The organism is Arsenicicoccus sp. UBA7492, from assembly GCF_002479615.1.
Lineage (GTDB): Bacteria > Actinomycetota > Actinomycetes > Actinomycetales > Dermatophilaceae > Arsenicicoccus > Arsenicicoccus bolidensis.
This window is the reverse complement of record NZ_DLOE01000048.1, coordinates 107,853-132,427: the sequence shown is the minus strand read 5'-3', so window position 1 is coordinate 132,427 and position 24,575 is coordinate 107,853. Positions and strand designations below refer to the sequence as shown.

General features: G+C 72.2%; 22 protein-coding genes, 3 tRNA genes and 1 pseudogene. 13 read left to right on the top strand and 13 right to left on the bottom strand.

The window, feature by feature from the left end; all coding sequences use genetic code 11:
• The first annotated feature begins 11 nt into the window (after window positions 1–11).
• Complete coding sequence (locus B4E97_RS14840) at window positions 12–758, top strand: YaaA family protein (protein ID WP_286960483.1); 747 nt, start codon at window positions 12–14, stop codon at window positions 756–758.
• A 293-nt stretch (window positions 759–1,051) separates the two neighbouring features.
• Here the strand turns inward: B4E97_RS14840 and B4E97_RS14835 are convergent, their stop codons facing one another.
• The 6 genes from B4E97_RS14835 to B4E97_RS14810 form a co-directional block, all read right to left on the bottom strand.
• The gene (locus B4E97_RS14835; RefSeq protein WP_286960482.1) at window positions 1,052–2,236 is read right to left on the bottom strand and encodes a bifunctional RNase H/acid phosphatase; all 1,185 of its coding nucleotides are present in this window, start codon (window positions 2,234–2,236) and stop codon (window positions 1,052–1,054) included.
• Window positions 2,233–2,973: a zinc ribbon domain-containing protein gene (locus B4E97_RS14830; protein WP_019284677.1), complete on the bottom strand. Its 741-nt coding sequence runs from the start codon at window positions 2,971–2,973 to the stop codon at window positions 2,233–2,235. Before B4E97_RS14830 ends, B4E97_RS14835 begins: the two co-directional genes overlap by 4 nt.
• Window positions 2,963–3,892 carry a Nif3-like dinuclear metal center hexameric protein gene (locus B4E97_RS14825; RefSeq protein ID WP_019284676.1) on the bottom strand — a complete coding sequence of 310 codons (930 nt, stop codon included), beginning with the start codon at window positions 3,890–3,892 and terminating at the stop codon, window positions 2,963–2,965. The genes B4E97_RS14830 and B4E97_RS14825 overlap by 11 nt, the downstream gene beginning before the upstream one ends.
• Before the next feature lies 1 nt (window position 3,893).
• Window positions 3,894–3,966: transfer RNA gene (locus B4E97_RS14820), tRNA-Val, on the bottom strand.
• Window positions 3,967–4,111: 145 nt separating this feature from the next.
• Window positions 4,112–4,594, bottom strand: coding sequence for a peroxiredoxin (locus B4E97_RS14815; RefSeq protein ID WP_286960481.1), 483 nt, complete (start codon window positions 4,592–4,594; stop codon window positions 4,112–4,114).
• A gap of 84 nt (window positions 4,595–4,678) precedes the next feature.
• Window positions 4,679–5,107: a DUF3052 domain-containing protein gene (locus B4E97_RS14810; protein ID WP_286960480.1), complete on the bottom strand. Its 429-nt coding sequence runs from the start codon at window positions 5,105–5,107 to the stop codon at window positions 4,679–4,681.
• Window positions 5,108–5,261: 154 nt separating this feature from the next.
• On the opposite strand from B4E97_RS14810, the gene fdhD reads away from it, so the two are divergent.
• Window positions 5,262–6,230 carry a formate dehydrogenase accessory sulfurtransferase FdhD gene (fdhD, locus tag B4E97_RS14805; RefSeq protein ID WP_286960478.1) on the top strand — a complete coding sequence of 323 codons (969 nt, stop codon included), beginning with the start codon at window positions 5,262–5,264 and terminating at the stop codon, window positions 6,228–6,230.
• A 156-nt stretch (window positions 6,231–6,386) separates the two neighbouring features.
• Window positions 6,387–9,146 (top strand): pyruvate dehydrogenase (acetyl-transferring), homodimeric type, encoded by a 2,760-nt coding sequence (gene aceE / locus B4E97_RS14800; protein WP_019284671.1) that lies wholly within the window; start codon window positions 6,387–6,389, stop codon window positions 9,144–9,146.
• Window positions 9,147–9,251: 105 nt separating this feature from the next.
• On the opposite strand, the pseudogene B4E97_RS14795 reads toward aceE, so the two are convergent.
• Window positions 9,252–10,280, bottom strand: a pseudogene (locus tag B4E97_RS14795) (glycerophosphodiester phosphodiesterase).
• Between the two features lie 289 nt (window positions 10,281–10,569).
• Between B4E97_RS14795 and B4E97_RS14790 the strand changes: the two are divergent.
• From B4E97_RS14790 to fabF, 5 genes are all read left to right on the top strand, one after another.
• Window positions 10,570–11,748: a PucR family transcriptional regulator gene (locus B4E97_RS14790; protein ID WP_286960477.1), complete on the top strand. Its 1,179-nt coding sequence runs from the start codon at window positions 10,570–10,572 to the stop codon at window positions 11,746–11,748.
• Between the two features lie 134 nt (window positions 11,749–11,882).
• Window positions 11,883–12,836, top strand: coding sequence for an ACP S-malonyltransferase (locus B4E97_RS14785; RefSeq protein WP_286960476.1), 954 nt, complete (start codon window positions 11,883–11,885; stop codon window positions 12,834–12,836).
• Complete coding sequence (locus B4E97_RS14780; RefSeq protein ID WP_029212727.1) at window positions 12,833–13,876, top strand: beta-ketoacyl-ACP synthase III; 1,044 nt, start codon at window positions 12,833–12,835, stop codon at window positions 13,874–13,876. The genes B4E97_RS14785 and B4E97_RS14780 overlap by 4 nt, the downstream gene beginning before the upstream one ends.
• Window positions 13,877–13,992: 116 nt before the next feature.
• On the top strand, window positions 13,993–14,241 hold the full coding sequence (locus B4E97_RS14775; protein ID WP_019284666.1) for an acyl carrier protein: 249 nt from the start codon (window positions 13,993–13,995) through the stop codon (window positions 14,239–14,241).
• A gap of 93 nt (window positions 14,242–14,334) precedes the next feature.
• Window positions 14,335–15,588 (top strand): beta-ketoacyl-ACP synthase II, encoded by a 1,254-nt coding sequence (gene fabF / locus B4E97_RS14770; protein ID WP_286960475.1) that lies wholly within the window; start codon window positions 14,335–14,337, stop codon window positions 15,586–15,588.
• A gap of 67 nt (window positions 15,589–15,655) precedes the next feature.
• On the opposite strand, the gene B4E97_RS14765 is transcribed toward fabF, so the two are convergent.
• The 4 genes from B4E97_RS14765 to B4E97_RS14750 all read right to left on the bottom strand — a co-directional run bounded on the left by B4E97_RS14765 (window position 15,656) and on the right by B4E97_RS14750 (window position 19,748).
• Window positions 15,656–15,799, bottom strand: coding sequence for a hypothetical protein (locus tag B4E97_RS14765; protein WP_286960473.1), 144 nt, complete (start codon window positions 15,797–15,799; stop codon window positions 15,656–15,658).
• 50 nt (window positions 15,800–15,849) lie between these two features.
• Window positions 15,850–16,386, bottom strand: a complete 537-nt coding sequence (locus tag B4E97_RS14760; protein WP_029212729.1) for a DUF3145 domain-containing protein — start codon at window positions 16,384–16,386, stop codon at window positions 15,850–15,852.
• Between the two features lie 152 nt (window positions 16,387–16,538).
• Window positions 16,539–18,098: a DUF1501 domain-containing protein gene (locus B4E97_RS14755; RefSeq protein ID WP_286960470.1), complete on the bottom strand. Its 1,560-nt coding sequence runs from the start codon at window positions 18,096–18,098 to the stop codon at window positions 16,539–16,541.
• 12 nt (window positions 18,099–18,110) lie between these two features.
• Window positions 18,111–19,748: a DUF1800 domain-containing protein gene (locus B4E97_RS14750; RefSeq protein WP_286960468.1), complete on the bottom strand. Its 1,638-nt coding sequence runs from the start codon at window positions 19,746–19,748 to the stop codon at window positions 18,111–18,113.
• Window positions 19,749–19,974: 226 nt separating this feature from the next.
• Between B4E97_RS14750 and B4E97_RS14745 the strand changes: the two genes are divergently transcribed.
• Window positions 19,975–20,048, top strand: a tRNA-Ile gene (locus tag B4E97_RS14745).
• A gap of 364 nt (window positions 20,049–20,412) precedes the next feature.
• Window positions 20,413–21,471: a hypothetical protein gene (locus B4E97_RS14740; RefSeq protein WP_286960467.1), complete on the top strand. Its 1,059-nt coding sequence runs from the start codon at window positions 20,413–20,415 to the stop codon at window positions 21,469–21,471.
• Between the two features lie 13 nt (window positions 21,472–21,484).
• On the opposite strand, the gene B4E97_RS14735 is transcribed toward B4E97_RS14740, so the two are convergent.
• Window positions 21,485–22,318 carry a DUF1206 domain-containing protein gene (locus B4E97_RS14735; protein WP_286960466.1) on the bottom strand — a complete coding sequence of 278 codons (834 nt, stop codon included), beginning with the start codon at window positions 22,316–22,318 and terminating at the stop codon, window positions 21,485–21,487.
• Window positions 22,319–22,429: 111 nt separating this feature from the next.
• On the opposite strand from B4E97_RS14735, the gene B4E97_RS14730 reads away from it, so the two are divergent.
• The gene (locus B4E97_RS14730; protein ID WP_286960465.1) at window positions 22,430–23,260 is read left to right on the top strand and encodes a transporter substrate-binding domain-containing protein; all 831 of its coding nucleotides are present in this window, start codon (window positions 22,430–22,432) and stop codon (window positions 23,258–23,260) included.
• A 34-nt stretch (window positions 23,261–23,294) separates the two neighbouring features.
• A complete protein-coding gene (locus B4E97_RS14725; protein ID WP_286960464.1) occupies window positions 23,295–23,690 on the top strand; it encodes a VOC family protein in 396 nt (131 codons plus the stop codon).
• A 105-nt stretch (window positions 23,691–23,795) separates the two neighbouring features.
• Here B4E97_RS14725 and B4E97_RS14720 read toward each other — a convergent pair.
• Window positions 23,796–23,868, bottom strand: a tRNA-Asn gene (locus B4E97_RS14720).
• 137 nt (window positions 23,869–24,005) lie between these two features.
• Here B4E97_RS14720 and B4E97_RS14715 point away from each other — a divergent pair.
• Window positions 24,006–24,527 (top strand): DUF1990 family protein, encoded by a 522-nt coding sequence (locus B4E97_RS14715; RefSeq protein WP_286960463.1) that lies wholly within the window; start codon window positions 24,006–24,008, stop codon window positions 24,525–24,527.
• The last annotated feature ends 48 nt before the right edge of the window (window positions 24,528–24,575 follow it).

The window sequence follows — 24,575 nt, the reverse complement described above, 5'->3', positions numbered from 1 at the left end:
AGGCTGTCCCGGTGCTGATCCTGCTGCCCCCGTCGGAGTCGAAGTCGTCCCGCGCCCGGGGTCGGCGCTGGCGCCCCGAGTCGCTGTCCTGGCCGGAGCTGACGCCGGCGCGGCTCGACGTGGTGCGCGAGCTCGCTGCGGTGTCCGGGAGGCCCCATGCTGCCGACGCGCTCGGCGTGTCGCCCGGGCTGACCGACGAGATCGCCCGCAACCTGCGCCTGGAGACGGCCCACGCCGTGCCGGTGGCCGAGCTCTACACGGGGGTGCTCTACGACGCGCTGGACCTCGCGTCCCTCGACGCGGCGGGGCTGCGGCGGGCCCGCAGGTTCGTGGTGGTCCAGTCCGCGCTGCACGGCGCGCTGCGCCTGACGGACCGCGTGGCGCCATACCGGCTGTCGATGGGTGTGCGGCTCGGCTCGCTGGGGCCGCTCGCAACGTGGTGGCGCCCGCGGGTCGGCCCGGTGCTCACCGCCGCGGCCGGGTCCGGTCTGGTCGTCGACTGCCGGTCCAGCACGTATGCCGCAGCCTGGCCTCCATCGGGGGAGCTCGCCCGGCGCTGGGTGCACGTGCGGGTGCCCGGCGCCACGCACATGGCCAAGCACACGCGTGGGCTGGTCGCGCGGGCGATCTGCGAGCTGCCGGCGACGCCGCGGTCGCCACGCGCTCTGGCGGACGCCCTGGCGGCGGGGTTCGAGGTGGCGCTGGAGCCGCCGGAGCGCGTCGGCCGCTCCTGGATCCTCGACACCTACCCGAGGTAGTCACACTCGCCGGGGTTGGCACCCCAGGCCGATGGACCTACCCGAGGTAGTCACATCCGCCCGCCTTCGCACCCCAGGCTGGGGTGACGAAGGCCGGTGGTCGTGGCGCCGACCGCTGCCGGTGGATCCGACTGGTGTCCGTGGTCTGTTGCAGCACGCCACCCGCGATGCGAGCGAGCACGCGCGCGGCAACCCGCCACGGACGAGGATCGCGCGGCAACGGCGACGATCCACCACGCCTCGGTCGTGGTCGTATGCCGGACCCTCCCACGACGCAAGACCGACGCCGGGGATCAGAGGTGCGACGTCCGGTTGACGAACGAGACGGAGGCGTTGCCGTCGGCCCACACCTCGACGCCGGTGAGCGACCCGGGCGCCAGGGCCAGCCGCCAGAACCGGTCGTGCGGCATGCCCAGCACCTCGGCGAGCACGACGAGGAAGGGTTTGCGGTGCCCGACCAGCACGGTCGTCCCACCGGCGTCGACGACGTCCCGCCAGCCGGCGAGGACACGGTCCCGCAGCTCGTCGTGGCTCTCGCCGCCGGGGCGGGCGTAGGCCGGGTCGGTGCGGAGCGCGGCCAGCTCGTCCGGCCAGCGCGCCGCGACCTGGGCCATCGACTTACCGTCCCAGTCACCGAGGCCCTGCTCGTCGAACCGCTCGTCGCTCGTCGCGGTCGTGCCGAGAGCCTCGGCGATCGCGTCGCCGGTCTGCCGGGCGCGACGCAGGGCGCTCGTGACCACGCGCACCTCGGTCCCCACGAGCCGTCGCACGGCCGCAGCGCAGGCCTGCGCCTGGGCCTCCCCGTCCGGGTTGAGCACCGGGTCGCCTCCCCCGCGACCGTCCAGCCGGCCCTTGACGGTGAAGTCGGTGAGGCCGTGCCGCACGAGCAGGATGCGGGTCGGGGCGCCGAGGTCTGCCGCGGCCCCGGGCACGGGGTCGGTGACGAGGCCCTTGTCCGGCTGGTCGGCCGGCCCGTCAGGGTGGCGCTCGCTGACGGCGGCCGGGCGCGTTGCGTCGACGGCCGTCGCGTCGGGCCCGTCGGCATACGACCGGTCAATCGTGAGGCCGTCCATGCCGTCGTTGGACAGCTTGTCCGCGTCCTTGTTGTCGGCGCGCGGGATCCAGGTGAAGCGGACCGACCCGCCGGCAGCCGATCGGGCGCTGCACAGCTCGCGGGCCTCGAGGGCGAGGCGACGCATGTCCTCGTGCTTGATCTTCCACCGGCCGGCCATCTGCTCGACGACCAGCTTGGAGTCCATGCGGACCTCGACGTCGGCGGCCAGGTCGATGCGCGCCGCCGCCTCGAGGCCGGCGATGAGGCCGGAGTACTCCGCGACGTTGTTGCTGTGCTTGCCGAGGGGGGCCGCCCGCTCGGCCAGCACCCGACCGGTGGCCCCGTCACGCACCAGGGCGCCATAGCCGGCGACCCCCGGGTTGCCCCGCGACCCGCCGTCGGCCTCGACGACGAGCCGCGTCACAGCCCCGACTCGGCGGTGCGCACGAGGATCCGTCGGCACTCCTCGCAGCGGAGGACCTCGTCGTCGGCCGCGGAGCGGATGCGGCCGAGGTCGACGTTGTTGAGCTCCATGTGGCAGCCCTCGCAACGGCGCTGGCGCAGCGCAGCGGCACCGACGCCGCCGACCTGCTCGCGCACCTTGGTGTAGAGCCCCAGCAGGTCCTCGCCCACCCCGGATGCGATGCCCTCGCGCCGGCCCGTCGCCTGCTCGCGCTCGGACTCGAGGTCGCGCACGAGGCGGTCGCGGGCCGTGGTGGCCTCGTCGAGCTCGGACTGCAGCTCGGAGGCGCGGGCCTCGAGCCGGTCGAGCGTGCTCTGGTGCTCCTCGGCCCGCTCCATCACCTCCAGCTCGAGGTCCTCCAGGGTGCCCTGGCGCCGGTGCAGGGACTCGAGCTCGTGCTGCATCGCCTGCAGGTCCTTGGCCGTGCCCTGGCCGGAGTCGAGACGCGCCTGGTTGCGGGTCATCCGGTCACGGACCATCTGCACCTCGTCCTCCGCGCGCTTGATCTCGCGCTGGACGTCGCTGACCGCGGTGCGGGCGAGCACCAGGTCGGTGTCGAGGGCCTGCCGGCGCTGGGTGGCGGCGTCGACGGCGCGCTGCTCGTCGGAGGAGCGGAGGCGGTGGGCGATCTGGTCCAGACGGGTGTCGAGCTCGGCGAGATCGAGCAGGCGCCACTGGCGTGCGGGTTCAGCCTTCACCGGCGTCCTCCTTGGGTCGGGCAGGGCCGGTGCCCTGGGGTTGGGTGTGGTCGGAGCTGCTGCGGTCGTCGTCGGTGCGGACGAGGAAGGTCCAGGGGTCGGTCGTGCGGGTCGACACCGTGACGTCCACCGTAGCCCCGCGAGCCGACAGACCCTCCAGCAAGGCGTGGCGCGCGACGTCCAGCCACAGCCACTCCGTCGCGAAGTGGCCGGCGTCCACGAGGTATGGCGGGCCGCCGCCCGCCTCCTCGCGCGCCTCCAGGGCCGGGTGGTGCCGCAGGTCAGAGGTGATGTAGACGTCGGCCCCGCTCGCCCGGACCTCGTCGAACAGGCTGTCGCCTGCGCCGCCGAGCACCGCCACGCGGCTCACCTGCGCGTCGGCCGGCCCGGAGACACGGATGCCGACCGGGGCCGGGGGCAGGACCGCGGCCAGCCGCTCCACCAGGGACCGCAGGCTCGTGGGCTGCGCGAGCTGCCCGACGCGCCCGAGCGGCTGTCCCTCCTCCATCGCCAGCGGCTTGACCCCGCCGAGCTCGAGGGCGTCGGCCAGGGCCTGCGACACCCCGGTGGCGGCGACATCGGCGCTGGTGTGGGCGCAGTAGAGCGCGATGTCCGCCACGACCAGTCGCGTGACGGCGGCCCCCTTGGCCGAGGTCGTCGCCACGCTGTGCACGCCACGGAGCAGCAGCGGATGGTGGGTGACGAGCAGGTCGGCGCCCAGCTCACGGGCCTCGTCGATGACGTCGAGCGTGGGGTCGACGGCCAGGAGCACCGAGCGGACCGGCTGGTCCGGGTCGCCGGTCACCAGGCCCACCTGGTCCCACGACTGGGCGGTGTCCTCGGGATAGAGGCCACGCAGCACCTCCAGGACCTCGGCGAGCGAGGGGGTGCGGTGGCCGTCGTGCGCGGCGCTGTCCATGTGGGCCCGGCCGGGTTCGAACCGACGACAGCTGCGGTGTAAACGCAGTGCTCTACCAGCTGAGCTACAGGCCCCGTCGCGACGACCTGGCGGGCGTCGCGGTCGCCCATTGTGCCAGGGCCGAGGAGGACGGACGCGCCACGGCTCGCGACCTGCCGGGGGCAGGTGCATCGACCTGCCGGACGACGGCCGGTCAATGCCTCCGCCCCCGGCGGGTCGTCAGGCGGAGCGGAGCCCCGCCAGCGCCTCGTGGTAGCCGCTGAAGTCGCGGGCCTCGCCGGGCTCGTTGACGAGGGTCCAGGCGACCTTGCCGTCCTTGTCGACGAGGAAGGTGCCGCGCTTGGCCAGGCCACCGCCCTCGAGGAAGACGCCGTAGTCCTGCGCCACCGTGCCGTGCGGCCAGAAGTCGGACAGCAGCGGGAAGTCGTAGCGCTGGTCCTCGGCCCACGCGCGCAGCGTGAACATCGGGTCGCACGAGACGGCCAGCACCTGCACGTCGTCGCCCTGGAAGCCGGCGATGTTGTCGCGGATCTCGCACAGCTCGCCGGTGCAGATCCCGGAGAAGGCGAAGGGGTAGAAGACGACGACGACGTTCTTGTCACCGCGGAACGAGGACAGGGTCACGTCCTCGCCGAACTGGTTCTTGAGGGTGAAGTCGGGGGCCTCGGAGCCCACGGACGGTGCGGTCTGGGAGTCGCTCATGGCCCCAGTCTGTCAACCCGCGCCCCAGGCGCAACTCAGCGACGGGGCGGTGCCGTATGCCGACCGCCCCGGCGCCTCGCGATGCTACTTCTTCTTGGCGCGCGGCGGGACCAGGCGGGTGCCAGTCCAGTCGGAGGAGCCGGTGAGCGCCCCGGAGACGTGCAGCCCGGCCGTCGTGGCGGCCTCGGCGATCTCGGCGGGCTCGACGTGCCCGTCCCGGCCGGCCCGGGGCGTCATCAGCACGATGAAGCCCTGGTCGTCCAGGTCGGTCAGGCCGTCCACGACCGCGTCGACGAGGTCACCGTCGCCGTCGCGGTGCCAGAACAGCACCGCGTCGACCACGTCACCGTGGTCCTCGTCCACGAGGTCGGAACCGATGTGCTCCATGAGCCGGTCGCGCAGGTCGAGGTCGACGTCGTCGTCGTAGCCGAACTCCTGCACCACCGCGCCCTCGACGAGCCCGAGCTTGGTCAGATGGGCTGCCGCAGCGGCCGCTTCCGCGGTCGTCGTCACTGTCGTCCTGGTCCTTCCGTCCGGATCCGGGGCGTCGGGGGACGCTCCGGTCACGGCCTCACCATGAGGTCGTGAGGTCTAGTCCACCCAATCGGAGGCCGCATGGCAAGGACGTGCGCCGTCGCGGAGGGTGACGGCGCCTAGGCTGGCGGGCATGGGACGAGTGACGACGAGGGTGCCGGCGACCCGTTTCGTGGTGGACGAGCCGGTCGGCGAGCTCCACGGAGAACTGGTCGCAGAAGGCGCTGCGGGCCCGCGCGTGTCGGTGCGGCCCCGACCTGACACGCTCGCCGTCGAGGAGCCGCTCGAGATCCGGGTCCACGGCGAGGTGGTCGCGGTCACGATGCGTACGCCCGGGGACGACTTCGACCTCACGATCGGCTTCCTGCTGACCGAGGGGGTGGTCGCGGCGGCGGACGACGTGCTGGGCCTGATGCACTGCCTGGACGAGGGCGAGGACGGCTCCCCGACCTACAACGTCGTCGACGTGACGCTGCGTGCAGGAGCGGGGTCAGTCGAGGCGCTGGCGAGCGCCACCCGCAGCACCTACACGACGAGCTCCTGCGGGGTCTGCGGCAAGGCCGGCATCGACGCCATCCGCACCCGCCTCCCCCACGACGTGGCCGCCGACCCGGTGCGGGTGCGAGCAGCAGACCTGGTCCGTATGCCGGACCGGCTGCGGGAGCACCAGGGGGCGTTCGACCGGACTGGTGGGGTGCACGCCGCCGGCCTGTTCACGGCCGCCGGCGAGGTGCTCCTCGTACGTGAGGACGTCGGTCGTCACAACGCGGTCGACAAGGTGCTGGGGGCCGCCGCGCGCGAGGGTCTGCTCCCCCTGGCCGGTCACGTGCTGCAGGTCAGCGGGCGGGCGAGCTTCGAGCTGACCCAGAAGGCCGCGATGGCCGGCGTCCCCGTGCTGTCCGCCGTGTCGGCGCCGTCCTCGCTGGCGGTCGACCTCGCGCGGGACGTGGGCCTCACCCTGGCCGCCTTCGTGCGGCCGCCCCGGTTCACGGCATACAGCCGTCCCGACCGGATCGACACCGGCGAGCCGGCGGGCCAGCCGACCGGCCAACCAACCGCCCAACCAACCGCCCAACCAACGCACGAGACACCCGGCGGCTGATCTTGCCCGGCCCGATCCGCGCCAAATAGTCTCGTCCTCCCCGCAATCGGTCCCCGGTGTGACCTGCACCCCATCTTGGGTGGAGGATGGGGGCGGTCGTCCCGCCCGGCGCTCTGATCAGTGCGCCGGGAGGTCCCTCTAGGAAAGGACACAGGCGTGGTGGCACGCGATGGTGTCGGTCCGATCATCAACGGACTGCCGAACCAGCTCCCCGACATCGACTCGGACGAGACGCAGGAGTGGATCGAGTCGCTCGACGGGATCATCGACGAGGGCGGACGGCAGCGAGCACGCTATGTGATGCTCAAGCTCCTGGAGCGGGCCCGCCAGCGTCAGGTCGGCGTCCCCTCGCTGACCTCCACGGACTACGTCAACACCATCCCGCCGGAGCGTGAGCCCTGGTACCCCGGCGACGAGACGACGGAGCGCGGCTACCGCCGTCTGCTGCGCTGGAACGCCGCGATGATGGTGCACCGCGCGCAGCGCCCCGGCATCGGTGTCGGCGGCCACATCTCGACCTACGCGTCCGCCGCGACGCTCTACGAGGTCGGCATGAACCACTTCTGGCGCGGCAAGGACCACCCCGGTGGCGGCGACCAGATCTTCTTCCAGGGCCACGCCTCCCCCGGCATGTACGCCCGCGCCTACCTCGAGGGGCGTCTCGACGAGAAGCAGCTCGACGGCTTCCGCCAGGAGCACTCGCACGTGGTGGACGGCAAGGTCCAGGCCATCCCGTCCTACCCGCACCCGCGCCAGATGCCGGACTTCTGGGAGTTCCCCACCGTGTCCATGGGCATCGGCCCGATGAACGCGATCTACCAGGCGCAGTTCAACCGCTACCTGCACAACCGCGGCATCAAGGACACCTCGCAGCAGCACGTGTGGGCCTTCCTCGGCGACGGCGAGATGGACGAGGTCGAGTCGCGTGGCGCGCTGCAGTGGGCCGCCAACGAGGAGCTCGACAACCTCACCTTCGTCGTCAACTGCAACCTGCAGCGCCTCGACGGCCCGGTGCGCGGCAACGGCAAGATCATGCAGGAGCTCGAGAGCTTCTTCCGCGGCGCCGGCTGGAACGTCATCAAGGTCGTCTGGGGCCGCGGCTGGGACCCGCTGCTCGCGGCGGACCGCGACGGCGCGCTGGTCAACCTCATGAACACCACGTCCGACGGCGACTTCCAGACCTTCAAGGCCAACGACGGCGCCTACGTCCGTGAGCACTTCTTCGGCCGGGACCCGCGCACGGCCAAGATGGTCGAGGGTTGGTCCGACGACGAGGTATGGCGTCTCACCCGTGGCGGTCACGACTACACGAAGGTGTACGCCGCCTACAAGGCCGCCACGGAGACCACCGGCGTGCCGACGGTCATCCTCGCCCACACGATCAAGGGCTACTTCCTCGGGCAGCACTTCGCGGGGCGCAACGCGACGCACCAGATGAAGAAGTTCGCCCTGGACGACCTCAAGGACCTGCGCGACCGGCTCGAGATCCCGGTCGCCGACAAGGTGCTCGAGGACGACCCCTACCAGCCGCCGTACTACCACCCCGGCATGGACGACGACCGCATCGCCTACATGATGACGCGGCGCAAGGAGCTCGGTGGCGGCCTGCCGTCGCGCCGTGACTCCGGCAAGGCCCTCAAGCTGCCGGAGGACAAGGCCTACGCAACGGTCAAGAAGGGCTCGGGCAAGCAGACCATCGCCACGACCATGGCGTGGGTCCGGCTGCTCAAGGACCTCATGCGCGACAAGGAGTTCGGCCAGCGCGTCGTGCCGATCATCCCCGACGAGGCCCGCACCTTCGGCATGGACTCGTTCTTCCCGACGATCAAGATCTACAACCCGCACGGGCAGAACTACACCCCGGTCGACCACGAGCTGATGCTCGCCTACCGCGAGGCCAAGAACGGCCAGATCCTGCACCTCGGCATCAACGAGGCGGGCTCGATGGCGGCCTTCACGGCGGCGGGCACGTCATACGCCACGCACGGCGAGCCCATGGTGCCGATGTACGTCTTCTACTCGATGTTCGGCTTCCAACGGACCGGCGACTCGATCTGGGCCGCCGCCGACCAGCTGACCCGCGGCTTCCTCATCGGCGCGACGGCCGGCAAGACCACGCTCACCGGCGAGGGCACGCAGCACATGGACGGGCACTCCCCGCTGCTGGCCTCGACCAACGAGGCGGTCGTGCACTACGACCCGGCCTACTCCTACGAGATCGCCCACATCATGCAGGACGGTCTGCGCCGGATGTACGGCGAGAACGCCGAGGACGTCATCTACTACCTGACGGTCTACAACGAGCCGATCGTCATGCCGGCCGAGCCCGAGGGTCTGGACGTCGAGGGTCTGCTCAAGGGCATGTACCTCCTCAAGGAGGCCGAGGGCGCCGGTGACGCGGGCGACAAGCGGGCCCAGCTGCTGGCCTCCGGCGTCGGGGTCCCGTGGGCCCTCGAGGCGCAGGAGCTGCTCGCCAAGGACTGGGGCGTGGCCGCCGACGTGTGGTCGGTCACCTCGTGGAACGAGCTGCGACGCGACGGCATGGCCGCCGACAAGCAGGCCTTCCTCAACCCCTCGCAGGACGCTCCCGAGGCGTACGTCACGACGGCCCTCAAGGACCGTCCGGGTCCGGTCGTCGCGGTGTCCGACTACATGCGGGCCGTGCAGGACCAGATCCGCGAGTGGGTCCCGGGCGACTACTTCACGCTGGGCGCGGACGGCTTCGGCTTCTCCGACACGCGTGCGGCCGCCCGCCGTCACCTGCACATCGACGGCCCGTCCATGGTCGTGCAGACCCTGGCGGCACTCGCCAAGCAGGGTGTCGTGGAGCGCTCGGTCGTCCAGGAGGCGATGGACAAGTACCGCCTGAGCGACGTCACCGCCGGCACCAGCGGCAACGCGGGCGGCGACGCCTGACGCCACCGCACCACCGCACCACCAGCAAAGATCGTGAGGGTTTGGTCCAGGTTTCTTGGACCAAACCCTCACGATCTTGGGCGTACGGAGCGGAGGGGGCGGGGGCTACTGACGGCCCCAGAAGATGTCGCGGGCGACCACGCCGGTGTCAGGGTTGTCGGTGAACAGGCCGTCGAGGCCGGTGCGCAGGTAGGCCACCTGCTCCTCGATGGCCTTGCCGTAGTCGGCGGGGTTGGTGCCCTTCTGCAGGTCCTTGGCCATGAACTGGTTCTCGTTGCGGAACGTCCACGGGACGACCTTGAGGCCGAGGCGGTGGGCGTCACCGACCAGAGAGGTCGGCTGGCCCAGCGTGCCGTCCGCCTTCTTGGGGATGACGAAGAACTTCTCCGGCCCGACGCCGTTGGCGAAGCGCGAGATCTCCTTGAGGCCCTTGGGCGTCATCCAGTCCTGGTAGAGACGCTTGTCACCCTTGGAGATCAGGTCGTAGGGGCCGTCCAGCGGTCCGGTGCCGGTCCACGCGAGGAACGTCGAGCTCGCCTTGTAGCCGTGGCGGAACCGCAGGTCCTTGAGGTTGGTGATCTCGAAGGACTGGATCCACATCGGGGCGTTGCGCTTGTTGAGGCCGTACTTCTCGGTGAGGGCGACGACCTGGGGCTCGGGGACCAGACCCTTGTCGTGGAATTAGGTGGAGTGCTTGATCTCGGGGATGATCCCGATCGTGCGGCGGTACTTCTTGGAGAGTCGCTCGCGCAGGCGCAGCACCTCCTCGTAGGTCGGGGCCTGGTAGAGCCCGTCGTAGATCGTGTTGCGCTGGCGAACCGTCGCGAGGCGCTCCTTGGCCCGCAGCGTCCGCAGCTCGGCGAGGGTGAAGTCCTCGGTGAACCAGCCGGTGACGTCGACCCCGTCGAGCTTCTTGGTGGTCTTGCGCGACGCGAACTCGGGGTGGGCGGCGACGTCGGTCGTGCCCGAGATCTCGGGCTCGTGGCGGTCGACCAGCTGACCGTCCTTGGTCATGACCAGGTCGGGCTCGATGTAGTCGGCGCCCATCTGCACCGCCAGCTCGTAGGCCGCGATCGTGTGCTCGGGGCGGTAGCCCGAGGCCCCACGGTGGGCGACGACCAGCGGCGAGGGCATGCCCTTGGCGTCGGTGTAGCGGCGGTCCTTGCCCCCGTGGTCGGCCGCCTGCGAGCGGTCGTCGGAGGACGCGTCGGCGGCAGCGGAGCCGGCCGAGCTGGCCGAGCTGGCGGAGGACATCGCGGCGGTCACGGGCAGCAGCGCGGCGGCGAGGACGACGGCCGCGACGGTGGGGGTTCGTCTCATGGGGGTGGACGCTAGTGCGGACAGGCGACGATCGCCCGGCCACCGGGTGAACGTGGGCCATCCGCGTGACGGCTTGTCGGCGTCATACAACTAGGCTGCCGCCGTGCCCTCCCCGCGTCCGACCCCCACGCCCGCCACGCTGCAGCGCGTGCAGGACAGCGCCGGGATGCTCGCCACGGCGGCGACGGCCCGCATCGAGGCGCAGCACGAGTGGTACCGCTCGCTCAGCGCGGAGGACCGCAGCTGGGTGGGGCTGGTCGCCCAGGCCGGGATCGGCAGCTTCCTGGGGTGGCTGCGCGACCCCGCCGCACCGCCCATGGTGACGGCCGACGTGTTCGGCACGGCGCCGCGCGAGCTGACGCGGTCGGTCTCGCTCGCCCAGACGCTGGACCTGGTCCGCTCCGTCGTGGGGGTGGTCGAGGAGGAGGTCGAGGGCCTGGCTGCGCAGGGCGACGAGCCGGCCCTGCGGGAGGCGGTGCTGCGCTACAGCCGCGAGGTGGCCTTCGCCGCAGCCCAGGTGTATGCCGAGGCCGCCGAGTCCAGGGGCGCCTGGGACGCCCGGCTCGAGTCCCTCGTCGTGGACGCCGTCATCCGCGGCGAGGCGGACAACTCGCTCCGGTCCCGCGCCACCGCGCTGGGCTGGGGGTCCATCCGCCACGTCACCGTCGTCGCAGGTCTGAGCCCGCACGAGGACACCGCCGCCGTGATCGACGCGGTGCGCCGGGCCGCGGCCCGCCTCCACGTCGAGGCGCTGAGCGCGGTCCAGGGTCGGCGCCTCGTCGTCATCCTGGGCGGCACGAGCGACGTCGCCGACGCCGCCGGCCGCCTGCTGGCCTACTTCGGCGACGGGCCGGTCGTGCTGGGGCCCACCGTCCCTCACCTGTTCGCCTCCGGACGCTCGGCCCGGGCGGCCCTGTCGGGACTCGCCGCGGCCCGGGCCTGGCCCGACGCGCCGCGGCCCGTCGAGGCCTCGGACCTGCTCCCGGAGCGTGTCCTCGCGGGGGACGACCACGCGCGACGGGCGCTGCTCGACCGCATCCACCGCCCCCTCGTCGACAGCGGGGGCGGCCTGCTCGAGACCGCGTCCGCCTATCTCGACGAACCGAGCCTCGAGGCCACGGCGCGAGCGTTGTTCGTGCACCCCAACACGGTGCGCTACCGCCTCGGTCGGATCGCCCAGGTCACGGGCCACGACCTCACGTCCTCGCGCGACGCCTTCACCGTCCGGCTGGCGCTGGCGCTGGGACGCCTGGGCGCTCCTGCCCCGCAGTCCTGGCGCTGAGGCCGACCCCGTCCACCAGCGGCCCGGCATACCCGCTCCCCACCCGCTCTTTGTAGGAATCCTCCAAGGAACCAGACCGTTTCTGGTGGCGATCCGGCACGGCGTCCGCACCGATCTCGGGAGAGAGTGGACGGGTGCTAGCGATCGTCTGCCCTGGACAGGGCTCCCAGTCCCCCGGTTTCCTCGCCCCCTGGCTGGAGCTGCCCGGCTTCCGCGACCGGCTGGAGTGGTTCTCCGCGGTCGCCGGGACCGACCTGGTGACCCACGGGACCGAGTCCGACAAGCCGACCATCACCGAGACCGACGTGGCGCAGCCGCTCATCGTCGGCGCCGGGCTGCTGAGCCTCCTGGCGCTCTTCGAGCACCCGTCGGCCGGCTACCCGGTCATCGGCATGGGCAGCGGCCACTCGGTCGGCGAGATCACCGCGGCCTGCGCCGCGGGCGTCCTGACCGCCGAGCAGGCCCTGGTCTTCGTGCGGGAGCGCGGGGACGGTATGGCGAAGGCCGCTGCCGTCTCCCCCACCGGCATGACCGCGGTCCTGGGCGGCGACCCCGACGAGGTGCTGGCCACCCTCGAGCGTCACGGGCTGACCCCGGCCAACGTCAACGGCGGCGGTCAGACCGTCGCGGCGGGCACCATCGGGCAGCTCGAGGCGCTCAAGGCCGACCCGCCGGCCAAGGCGCGGGTCATCCCGCTCCCGGTCGCGGGGGCCTTCCACACCGAGCACATGGCCCCCGCCCAGGCCCGCCTCGAGGTCCTCGCGCGGGGCGTGACCAGCCACGACGCCCGCGTGCCGATCGTGTCCAACAAGGACGGCCGGCTCGTCCGCGACGGGCACGAGGTGCTGCGCCGGCTGGTCAGCCAGGTCGCCAGCCCCGTCCGTTGGGACCTGTGCATGCAGACGATGGTCGAGCAGGGCGTGACCGGGCTCATCGAGATCCCGCCGGCCGGCACGCTCGTGGGCCTGGCCAAGCGGTCCATGCCCGGCGTCGAGCTGCTGGCGCTGAAGTCGCCCGACGACCTGGAGGCCGCGCACCGCATGATCCGCGAGCACGGCAGCTCCCCCACCGAAGGAGGCACCGAGTGACCCGCCCCACCATCACCGAACGCTCCGGCGCCGCCCACGCCCGCATCTGGGGGGTCGGCGGCTACCGCCCCGAGCGCGTCGTCACCAACGACGAGGTCTGCCAGTGGATCGACTCGTCGGACGAGTGGATCCGCAGCCGGTCCGGCATCGAGGAGCGCCGCTGGGCCCGCGAGGACGAGTCCGTCATCGACATGAGCTGCGCGGCCGCCGAGGACGCGCTGACCAAGGCCGGCGTGCGCGCCGACCAGCTCGGGGCGGTCATCGTCGCCAACGTGACGCACCCCTTCCAGACGCCCAGCGCCGCGGCCGCGGTGGCCCACCGCATCGGCGCCTCCCCGGCCGCAGCCTTCGACCTGTCGGCGGCGTGCGCGGGCTACTGCCACGGCATCGGCCTGGCCAACGACATGGTCCGCGGCGGCACCGCCGAGTTCGTCCTCGTCATCGGGGTGGAGAAGCTCTCGGACTTCACCGACAAGCACGACCGTGGCACGGCGTTCATCTTCGGCGACGGCGCAGGGGCTGCGGTCGTCGGCCCGTCCGACTTCCCGGGGATCGGGCCCACCGTGTGGGGCTCCAAGGGCGAGGACTGGGACGTCATCCGCAACAAGTACTCCTGGGTGGACCTGCGCGACCACGCCCACGTCGGGAGCCTGGAGGAGCAGAGCCCCCGGGACGCCATGCCCTGGTCCTACCTCACGATGGCCGGGCAGAGCGTGTTCCGGTGGGCCGTCTACGCCATGGCCCCCGTGTGCCGGGAGGCGCTGGACGCGGCCGGGATCACGGCCGACGACCTGGACGCGTTCATCCCCCACCAGGCCAACATCCGCATCGTCGACGCGCTGGTCAAGCAGCTCAAGCTGCCCGAGCACGTCCCGGTCGCTGACGACATCCGCCACCAGGGCAACACCTCGTCGGCCTCGATCCCGCTGGCGACCGACCGCATGCTGACCGAGGGCCAGGCGCCGCACGGTGGGCTCGCCCTGCAGATCGGCTTCGGCGCGGGCCTGGTCTACGCCGCCCAGGTGATCGTCCTCCCCTGACGGCGCCACCGCCAGCACGCACGCAGATTCCCGCGGCCCGACGGGACCCATCGGGTCACCCCGCACCATCCCACCCTCCGCACCGCACGGTCGGAGCAACCGAGAAGGAGCCTGAGATGGCCATGAACGAGAACGAGATCCTCCAGGGCCTGGCCGAGATCGTCAACGAGGAGACCGGCCTGGACGCGGCCGAGGTCCAGATGGACAAGTCCTTCACCGAGGACCTCGACATCGACTCGCTGTCGATGATGACGATCGTGGTCAACGCCGAGGAGAAGTTCGGCGTCCGCATCCCCGACGACGAGGTCAAGAACCTCAAGACGGTGCGCGACGCCGTGTCCTACATCAACGGGGCCCAGGGCTGACCCGAGGCACCCCCGCGTCTGGACGGGGTGGACCGCGGCACGTCGCCCGGTCCGCCCCGTCCGGCCCCACCTCATCCACCAAGGAGCAGCGAGATGACCACCTCGAGCAGCCGCCGCGTCGTCGTCACCGGTCTCGGTGCCACGACGCCCGTCGGCGGTAACGTCCAGGACACCTGGGACGCCATCCTTGCGGGCCGATCCGGCGCCCGCCCCATGCCGTACGACTGGGTCGCGCAGCACCAGCTGCCGGTCACCTTCGCCGCGACCCTGGCCGTCCCGACCGCCGACGTCCTGAGCAAGGTCGAGGTCCGTCGCAACGACCCCAGCACCCAGGCCGCCCTCGTGGCCGCCCGCGAGGCCTGGGCCGACGCCGGCGCCCCCGAGGTCGAGCCCGAGCGGCTCGCGGTGTGCCTCGGCACCGGGATCGGCGGGGTGCAGACCCTGCTGGACCAGTGGGACGTGCTGCGCGAGAAGGGCCCGCGCCGGGTCTTCCCCCTCGCGGTGCCCATGCTGATGGCCAACGGCCCCGCGGCCGCCGTCTCGCTCGAGCTGACCGCACGCGCCGGCGCCCACACGCCGGTGAGCGCGTGCGCGTCCGGCGCGGAGGGCATCGCCCAGGCCCTCGCCCTGATCCGCAGCGGCAAGGCCGACGTCGTCGTCGCCGGTGGCACCGAGGCCGCCATCCACCCGCTGCCCGTCGCCGGATTCGCCGCCATGCAGGCCCTGTCGACCCGCAACGACGAGCCCGAGCGCGCCTCCCGTCCCTACGACAAGGACCGGGACGGCTTCGTGCTGGGCGAGGGCGCGGCCCTGCTCGTGCTGGAGTCCGAGGAGCACGCCACGGCGCGCGGCGCCCGCATCTACGGCGAGATCGCCGGTGCCGGCGCGTCGGCGGACGCCTACCACATCACCGCCGGCGAGCCCGAGGGCCGTGGCGCGGCCCGGGCCATGCTGGAGGCCATCGAGGACGCCGGCCTGACCACGACCGACATCTGCCACGTCAACGCGCACGCCACCTCCACCCCGGTCGGGGACGTCGCCGAGACCAGGGCCATCCACCGGGCGTTCGGGGACCACACCTCCCAGATCGCCGTCACGGCCACCAAGTCGATGACCGGTCACCTCCTCGGAGCGGCCGGCGCCCTCGAGACCGTCCTGACGCTGCTGGCGCTGCGTGACCGCACGATCCCGGCGACGATCAACCTCGAGTCCAAGGACCCCGAGATCGAGCTGGACGTCGTCACCGGCGAGGCGCGAGCCCTGCCCGAGGGCGACCTCGCGGCGCTCAACAACTCGTTCGGGTTCGGTGGCGCCAACGTCGCGCTGGTGGTCAAGAGCGTCGGCTGACCACCGGCCGGCCCAGTCGCAGCACCCTCGTCGGCATCAATGTCGATCGGCGGTATGACGACGTCGGTCATCGGTCCGACGGCCGATCCTCGGTCCGACGGCCGATCCTCGGTCCGACGGTGTCGATCGCCGGTATGACGGTGTCGATGGTCGGTATGACGGCGAAGGGCCCGACCGCTCCCACCACGGGAGAGGTCGGGCCCTTCGTCATACGGCCTCCGGCACCCGGACGCGCACACCGCCCAGGTGCCGGGGCGCGACTCAGCCGACCTTGTGGAGCCAGCGGACCGGCGCACCGTCGCCGGCCTCGCGGTAGGCCTCGAGCTCGGCGTCCCACGGTGCACCCAGGATCTGGTCGACGACCTCCCCGAGCACCCGCGGATCACCCTGGGCCTGCGCGATCGCGTGCCGCAGCCGGTCCTCGTTGACGACGGCATCACCGCTCGCCGAGATCCACGTGTGGTGCAGGCCGAGGTCGGGGGTGTGCGACCAGCGCGAGCCGTCGCACCCGGGGCTCGGGTCCTCGGTGACCTCGTAGCGCAAGGAGTCCCAGCCGCGCAGCGCGCTGGCGAGGGCGGCGCCCGTGCCAGCGGGCCCGACCCAGTTGACCTCGGTGCGCATCAGGCGCGCGTCAGCGGGCTGGCTCGTCCAGTCGAGGGTCACGGCGGCGCCGAGCACCCCCTCGAGCGCCCAGGCCACGTGCGGGCACAGAGCGGTAGAGGCGCTGTGGACGAACACCACGCCTCGCGTCGTCGGGGTGGCGTCGCCACCCCTGTGCAGATCGGCTGCAACGGACATCCTGACCTCCTGTGTGCGAGGGACGTCTTCCCCAACGACCTCGGGACCCAGGAGAGCTTTGGTCACGCTGCGTCGTCAATCATGCCCCATCATGGCTGGTCGCGCCAGGCCTTGCGGGTGAACGACACACCGCCGCACGACCGGGGCCGCCCTCAGACCACGCCGAGCGGGGTGGTCCGAGGGGTGAACCCGGGAAAGATGGTGCCGAGGGAGCCGCCGTTGAGCAGGCGGGCCCTGATGATCTCGCTGAGCACCTGGCGGTAGTCCGTGGTGATCGGCACGTCACCCTGCACGAGGTTGGCGGTCGTGAGCGTGGGCATCGTGCCGTAGACCTTCTTGCCGTTCACTCCCCCGCCGGCCACGAACATCACGTTGCCGTGCCCGTGGTCGAGGCCCTGGTCGCCGTTCTCCTGGACGCGGCGGCCGAACTCGCTCATCGTGACGACGGTGGTGCGCTGCCAGAGGTCGCCGAGGTCGGCCCGCAGCGCGGCGATCCCCGCCGACAGGTCGGCGGCCCGACGCCACATCCAGCCGTTCGTGTCCTGCGCCAGGCCGAGGTTGCGGTGCATGTCCCAGTCGTCGTTGTCGATGCAGGCGACCTCGAGCCCCCGGCCCGCCTTGGCGATCTGCGCGATGTCGCGCATGCCCTTGCCGAAGGTCGTGTCGGGGTAGGCAGCGCCGTTCGCCGGGACGTACTTCCCCGCGACGGCGATGGCTCGCTGGTCCGCGAGCCGGGCGACGGCGTCCAGGGTCGAGCGCGCGGTGAGCGCCGCCCCGCCGCCGGCGCGTGCGTACATCTGGTCGATGATCGTCGTGACGCGCTCGCGCGTGGTGCCGTCCGTGGTGTAGGTCGGCTGCAGCCCGAAGCTCGCCAGCTCGGCGACGGCGGGGGTCTCCATGCTGGGGGAGCTGAGCGAGAGGGCGACCTGCGACCCCCGGGTGATGGCCCGGACGGTCCCGGTCGTCGGACCGCTCGTGGTCAGGTGCCGGGCCAGCCACCCGGAGCGCATGTTGGCGGGGGCCGCCCACTCCATGGCGTTCATGTCCTCGAAGTGCGAGCGTCGCACCGCCGGGTTGCCCGCGCCGAGCACCACCGCGAGGTCTCCCGCGTCGTACAACGCCTTGAGGCCCTTCATCGCGGGGTTGAGGCCCACCTTGCCGTCCAGCGGCAGGGCCTGGGAGGAGGTCACCCGGATGGTCGGGCGGGCCGCGAGGTAGGCGCTGTCCTGGAGGGGTGGGACGAGCGAGAGTCCGTCGGCCCCGCCACGGACGAAGATGACGACGAGCAGGTCGCGCTGGGTCGCCGTCTCCGCGAACGCGTAGCGCGGCACGGCGGACTCCGCCAGCAGCGCCCCGAAGCCGAGCGCCGCGCCCTGCAGGACGGTGCGACGCCGCAGCGGGCCGCGCCAGCCGGCGGCCTCGGCCACCTCGTGCGGGCAGGCGGGCGGTCGGACGTGCTCGACGTATGACGCCGCGTCGGTGGGCGACATGACGCGCGGCCCGTCGTCGGTGCGCACGACGAGGTGGTTGCGGGACTCGTCGTGGTGGTGCATCGGCGTGACGAGGTCGTCGTGGACGAGGGGCGCGTAGGGGTCGGGGGCGCCCGGCGCCGTGGCGCGCGGACCGGAGCTCCGGCGACGGCCGCCGGGGCCGCTGGGGCTGCTGGGGCCGCTGGGGCTGCTGGGGCTGCTGGGCGTGCTGGGGGTGGTCACGATGATCTCCGATCAGCGCAGGAAGGAGTAGGGGCTGGCCAGGATCAGGCGCGCGGCCTCGCGCAGCCAGCCGCGTGCCTGGTAGTCGGCGAGGACGTCCGACGCCGTGGCCGGCCGCTCCCCGTAGCTGCACAGCCAGGACGCGATGGGGGCGATGTCCTGCTCGCGCCAGACGTAGCCGGTCAGGGCGAAGGTGATCCGCCGAGCCGTCGCGAGGACGTTGTCGCCGGCCTTGACGCCGAGGGCGGTGTGCCAGTGCGGCAGGCCCTGGCCGGGGTCCTGGTCCGCCTCGTCCGGGTAGGTCGGCCCGTCACCCCAGCCCCAGGCCAGGGCGTGCATGACGTTCCACGACGAGAGCGTCGCGATGGTGCTGCGCCAGGCGTCGGCGTCGTCCGGGTAGCCGTCGACCCGAGGCCAGTCCCGGGGCGCGTGGCCGCACTGGTAGAGGAACCAGAAGTAGTTGCTCATCGCCCACGGGTTGGTGGTGATGGGTTGTGCGAAGGCGTAGCCCGTGGGCTTGGACGCGCGGACGCCCTTGGCGGCCAGCTCGGCCGGCCGGGACCACTTGTTGCCGACCGAGGCCCAGAACTCCGGGTGGTCGAACAGCCTCCGCAGCACCGGCACGATCGCTGTGTCCGACGCCAGGTAGGTCGCGGCCAGGGTCTGCACGAGGGCCTCGCTGGGCGTGTCCGAGACGAACCGCGTGGCGATGACGCGCGCCAGGCGGCGCGCGGTCGCCGGGTGCCGCGCCAGGTAGTCGGTGTAGGCCCGCAGCGCCGCCGGCCCGCCCGCGGACGTGGCGTTGGCGTGGCTGAAGCCCATGATCCTGATCGGCCCCACGTGGTGGGCCCAGTCGGCATACGCGTAGGCGCGGGTGTTCCAGTCGACCGAGTGCCCGGTCAGCAGGAGCGCGGACTGCAGGACGTCGGTCTCGGTGTAGCTCCCGACCCCGACGCTGTAGAGCTCGAGGATCTCGCGGCCGAGGTTCTCGTTGGGGTTGTCCCGGGAGTTGGCGTCGTTGTCGAGGTTGTGCAGGATCGCCGGGTGGGTGACCGCGGCGTGCAGGAGGTCGGCATACCGCCCGAAAGCGTGGCGACGCAGGACCTTCCAGTCGTACTCGAGCGTGAAGCTGTCGGCCTTGCTGCGGTAGGGGACGTAGAGCAGGTCGCCCCACATCGTCACCACGTTCTCCCAGAGCACACGGTTGGTGAACAGCGGCCGGGCGGCGTTCGCGTGGGCCATGACCGGGCTCCCGCGGAAGCTGCCGCCGGTCAGGTCCTGCACCTGCTTGTTGGTCAGGTTCAGCCAGGGGAAGCACCGTTGGACGATGCCGTCCCACGTCGGGTCGGGGATCGAGGCCGGGTCGAGCTGCTGCGCGATCCACGCCCGGGTGCCCATCCGCTCGATGTCGGCGACCATGGCCGCCGTGGGTGCCTGGGCGGCTCGGCGAGCCAGGTGCCAGGCGGGGGTGGTGCGCAGCGGGAGGTTCGGCGCGTGGACGGACGTCGCGACGGGCGGCACGGCGTGGACGAGTCGCGGGTCCGGCGCCACGACCTTGGGCGTGGGTGTGGGACGGGGCGCCGGCCGAGGAGGGGGCGTGGGGCCGATCGTGCGCGTGAGAAGCCTGGTGATGAGGGGGGAGGCAGGCATGCGGGCACCTTCATGAGCTAGGGGGCTCATACACTCTGTGACATCAAATGACGTGAAGTGACCATGTACCACCCATTGAGAGCAACTATCTCCAGAAAGTCGCTCACTCAGCGTAGCGATACCGAGGTGACGAGTTAGAACGAACCACGTCGGGTACCGGCCGGTATGTCGCCGCTCGGGGTGGGTCGCTGACGGTAGGGTGACAGGGTTCGCCCCCGCGGACCCAGGGCCGGTAGCTCAGTCGGTCAGAGCAGCGGACTCATAATCCGTCGGTCGTCGGTTCAAGCCCGACCCGGCCTACCTGATGCACGGCACGACGAGGTGTCTCACTGTGCCCGTCATACCCCCATTGGGTGGGTGGTTGACGCGTTGTCCAGCCCTCGTCCCGATCCTCGTGTATGACCGTGTCGTGGGGCTGGGCCTCCCGCGGCGTCGGCCCCCCCCTAAGTCGTGACCGACCGGTCAACGGCGGTCTGGCCTCAGCGCAGAATCCCTACCCGTACGGACGTTTCGCCGCTGTCGGTTCGCTCTGACCGACGTCGGCCCTCCTCGGCCACCCTGTCGCGTCCTCACCTGCCGATCAGCCGGCTGTGCCAGGCTTGCAGACGATCCCCACGTGGCCCCACCCCGGTGGCGGCCCGTCGCCTCGAGAGTCGGGAGTCGTATGCCGCCGCGCGCCGCCCTCGTCGTCGGCCTGGCCACGGCCGCGCTGCTCGCCGCCTGCTCGGGCACCCCGACGCCTGGCGAGTCCGAGACGGCGAGCGCCACCGCGAGCCCGGCGGCGCGTCGACCTCCGGTCCCCCACCGGGTCTTCGCCCCCTCCTCGTTCTGGTACTCCCGCCTCCCGGCCTCCACCCCCACGGACCCCCGCAGCAGCGCCATCGTCCGCGACCTGCGCGCCGCAGCCGTCGAGCACGGCCGGCCAGGACTGCCGAACGTCACGCTCAACACGCACGACTACACCCCGCCGCTGGTCACCACGACCCCGTCCGACCCCGTCCACGACGTCCGCGCCGCGCCCGGGTGCCGGTTGCATCCTCGCGTCGCCGAGTCGCTGCGCGGTCTGCGCATCCCCGACGACCTGCGCCCGGCCGGTGGCAGCGACCACGAGGCGGCGCTGCACGATCCCGCCACGGACCGCTACACCGACCTGTGGCGGTTGACCCGAGGCGCGGACGGGTCGTGGACCGCGTGCGGGGGCGGGTCGATCCAGGCAGCCTCGCGCAGCGACGGCGTCTTCCCCTTCCCCATCGGCACGACCGCCACCGGCCTGCCCTTCGCGGGCGGGATCATCCGCGCCGAGGAGCTGCGCCGCGGGCGGATCGACCACGTCGTCGGGGTGGCCGTCCCGTATGCCGCCGCCGCCCCCGCCCACTCCTGGCCCGCGGTGCGGTCGGACGGGCGCAACCCGCGCGGCCAGGTGGTGCTGCGCCAGGGCCAACGGCTGCGCCTGCCCGCCGACCTCGACGTGGACTCCCTCGGGCTCACGCCGACCGCCCGCACCATCGCCCGCGCGGCCCAGGAGTACGGCCTGATCGTGTGGGACACGAGCGGTGCCGTGAGCTTCCGCGCGGAGAACGCCTCGGCGTTCTCGGGCGACCCCTACCCGGGGCTCCTGCGGGTCGGCAGCGGGTGGGAGGCGCTCAACGGGAGCGGCGACGGCCGGCACCAGCCGTTCCCGCTCGACCGCCTGGAGGTGCTGCCCGTGGACTACGGCCGTTGAGGCCGCGCCCCCGTCATACGTCCGCGTGCCGCGCCCTGAAGAACGAGTAGACCCCGAAGGACGCGAATCCCAGAGCCATGAACGCGACGACCACCCGACCGTAGGGCTGGTCGAGCAGGAAGCGCAGCGCACCGTCGAGGCCGTTGGTCCGCGACGACGAGTTCGCCATCGCCGCCGCGACGAACAGCCCGCCGACGACCGCCAGCGCGATCCCGCGCGTCGGGTAGCCGAGCATCCCGGCGTAGACCGCGACCGGACCGGGGTCCTCCTCGAGGTCGTGCAGGAACGTGCGCCGCAGCCCCTTGACCACGTGGTAGATGCCGACGCCGATGATCCCCAGGCCGACCGCGGCGACGAGCAGGCGTCCGGCCGGCGCCCCGAGCAGGTTCGTGGTGAAGCCCTGCACCTGCCGCTTGCCCGAGGACCCGGTGCCGCGGGCGAACCCGAAGGCCGACCAGGCGAGGATCGCGTAGACCACGGCCTTGGCGCCGTCCTTGAGCCGGGACTGCCAGCTGTCGCCGCCGAGCCCCGGGACGATCACCTCGGTCAGCTGCCACAGCGCGAGGCCGAGGAAGCCCGCGACGCCCAGCCACAGCGCCACCCGGCCGAGGGTGTGCTGCGACAGGGCTGCCAGGGCGCCCGACTGGTCGGCGTCACCCGTGGCGTGGAGCATCGCGAGCTGCAGGCAGATCCAGGCGATCAGCAGGTGGAGCAGGCCGTTGACCGCGTAGCCGGTCCGGACGGCCGCCCTGGTGGCGGGGTGATCGCCGGCCTTCTCCGCGACGTCCTCGATCCGGTCGCCCACGTCGCCGCCGGAGGCCGACCCGCTGTGCCTGTGCTCGCTCATGAGCACATGATGCCCGTCCGGGGGTGCCGGCGTGGTCGGTTCCGGCCTGCCGTGCGGGGTTCGTGCGCGAGGGCCGATAGGTTGGCCTCGATCACCGAGGAGAGGACCGCGATGCCCCGCACGTCACGACCGCGTCATCGACGCACCGCGGGACTGGCCGTGGCCACGGTGGCTGCCCTGGCCACCGCGGCGTGCGGCAGCGATTCCCTGGTCGTGGGGGTCTCCTTCGACCGCCCCGGGCTCGGTCTGCGGGTGCTGCGGGACCAGTCGGGCTTCGAGAGCGAGCTGGCCCGCGACCTGGGCGCCCGGCTCGGCTACCCCGGCAAGAAGGACCTCACGCTCAGCAACGTCCCGGAGCCACGCGCGACCCCGACCAAGGGTGCGGTCCCCTACGACCTGCTCGTCGCGGCCTACGCGACCGGGTCCACTCCCCCCACGGGCGTCCACCTCGTCGGGCCCTACCTGCGCGGCGGTCAGGACATCGCCGTCCGCGCGGGTGAGCGTGGCGAGGTCACCCCCGGGTCCCTCGTGGGCCGCCGGGTGTGCCTCGTGGACGGCACCCACCTGGCCCGCGCTGCGGGATCGACCTTCCCCGGTGCCCGGCTGGCCTATCGACGCACCCTCTCCACCTGCCTCACCGAGCTGCGCCAGGGCACCGTGGACGCGGTCAGCGACGAGGGCCTGGCGCTGCGGGGCTACGCCTCAGAAGCGCCGTTCAAGGGCACGATCCGCGTGGTCGGGGCCGAGATGGGCACGATCGACTACTACCTGCGCGTCAAGGACGAGGACGCCGAGCTGTGCGGACGGGTCAAGACCGCTCTCGAGGAGTCGATCAAGGACGGATCGTGGTCCAGGCTGTATGCCGACCAGCTCGTGAAGACAGGTGTCGTCGCGGACGTTCCCGCGCCACCCTCACCCGTCACGGGCTGCTCCGGGGCCTGACGGCACCTCGATGGGGGCTCCCTAGCATGGCGGGGTGACCCTGGAGCTGTTCTCCCTCGTCGTCGACGACTACGACGAGGCCATCGCGTTCTTCACCGGCACGCTGGGCTTCGACCTGGTGGAGGATCGTCCTGCCATCACCACCGACGGTCGCTCGAAGCGCTGGGTCGTCGTGCGTCCCCGCGACGGAGGGGCCGGTCTGGTGCTGGCTCGCGCCGACGGTCCTGAGCAGGCCTCGGCCATCGGTCGGCAGTTCGCCGGGCGGGTCGGCCTGTTCCTGCGCGTCCGGGACCTCGACGGCGTCCTGCGTGCTGTCGGACAGGCCGGGTGCGAGCTCGTCCGGCCACCCCGCGTCGAGCCGTACGGCCGCGTCGCTGTCGTCCGGGACCCCTGGGGGAACCTCTGGGACCTGCTCGGCGACGCCACCTGAGCCAACCCCCGGCCCGCGGCAGCTGCTCCGGGCTGCGGTGCACGGTCGTGGTGCACGAAATACACAAAAACGACGAAACCCCTTGCAGGACAAGGGGTTTCATTGCTCCCCCGATTGGACTCGAACCAATAACCTGCCGGTTAACAGCCGGCTGCTCTGCCAATTGAGCTACAGGGGATCGCGCCGCGTGCGGCGCGAGAGAGACTTTAGCAGCAACTCTGCGCGCGACCGAATCCGCCTGGCACCCGTACGTCGTCATGGGTTCACCGGGCGGGCACCTGGTCTTGGGCTAGCCGCAAGGGACAGGAGACCGGCATGGACGGGTGGGATCGGGTCGACGAGCGCGTGCTCCTCGGAGCGGGACGCGAGGTGTTCGAGCGGGCCTCGGCCGGCCTGATGTCCTGGGGCATGCACCGGGGCGCCGGCCTGGCGGTGGACTCCCCTGACGACGTCGTCCGCACGGACACCCGGGCGGTCCTGCGCCTGGGCGTCGGCAGGATGTCGCTGAGGGCCCCGGTCGTGGTCACGCGCGTATGGCGCGGCCCGACGCGCACGGGGTTCACCTATGACGCCCGGCCGGGCCACCCGGAGATCGGCACCGAGACCTTCCTGGTCGAGCTCGAGGGCAACGACGCAGGCAGCGCCGGCGGTGGCGCGGCCGGGCACGTCGAGGGGCATCCGGCGGACGGCGAGACGCGGGTGTGGCTCACGATCACGGCCCGGTCCCGACCCGCGACGTGGTGGTCGCGCGCCGGCGGTCCGGTGACGGGGCTCGTGCAGCGCGGCATCACCCGGCGCTACGTCGCTGCGATGCGCCGAATCGCACGCGGCGGCTGAGCGCGAGGGCCTACGCTCGGCCTCGGCTCGCCGGCGCCAGCCCCTACT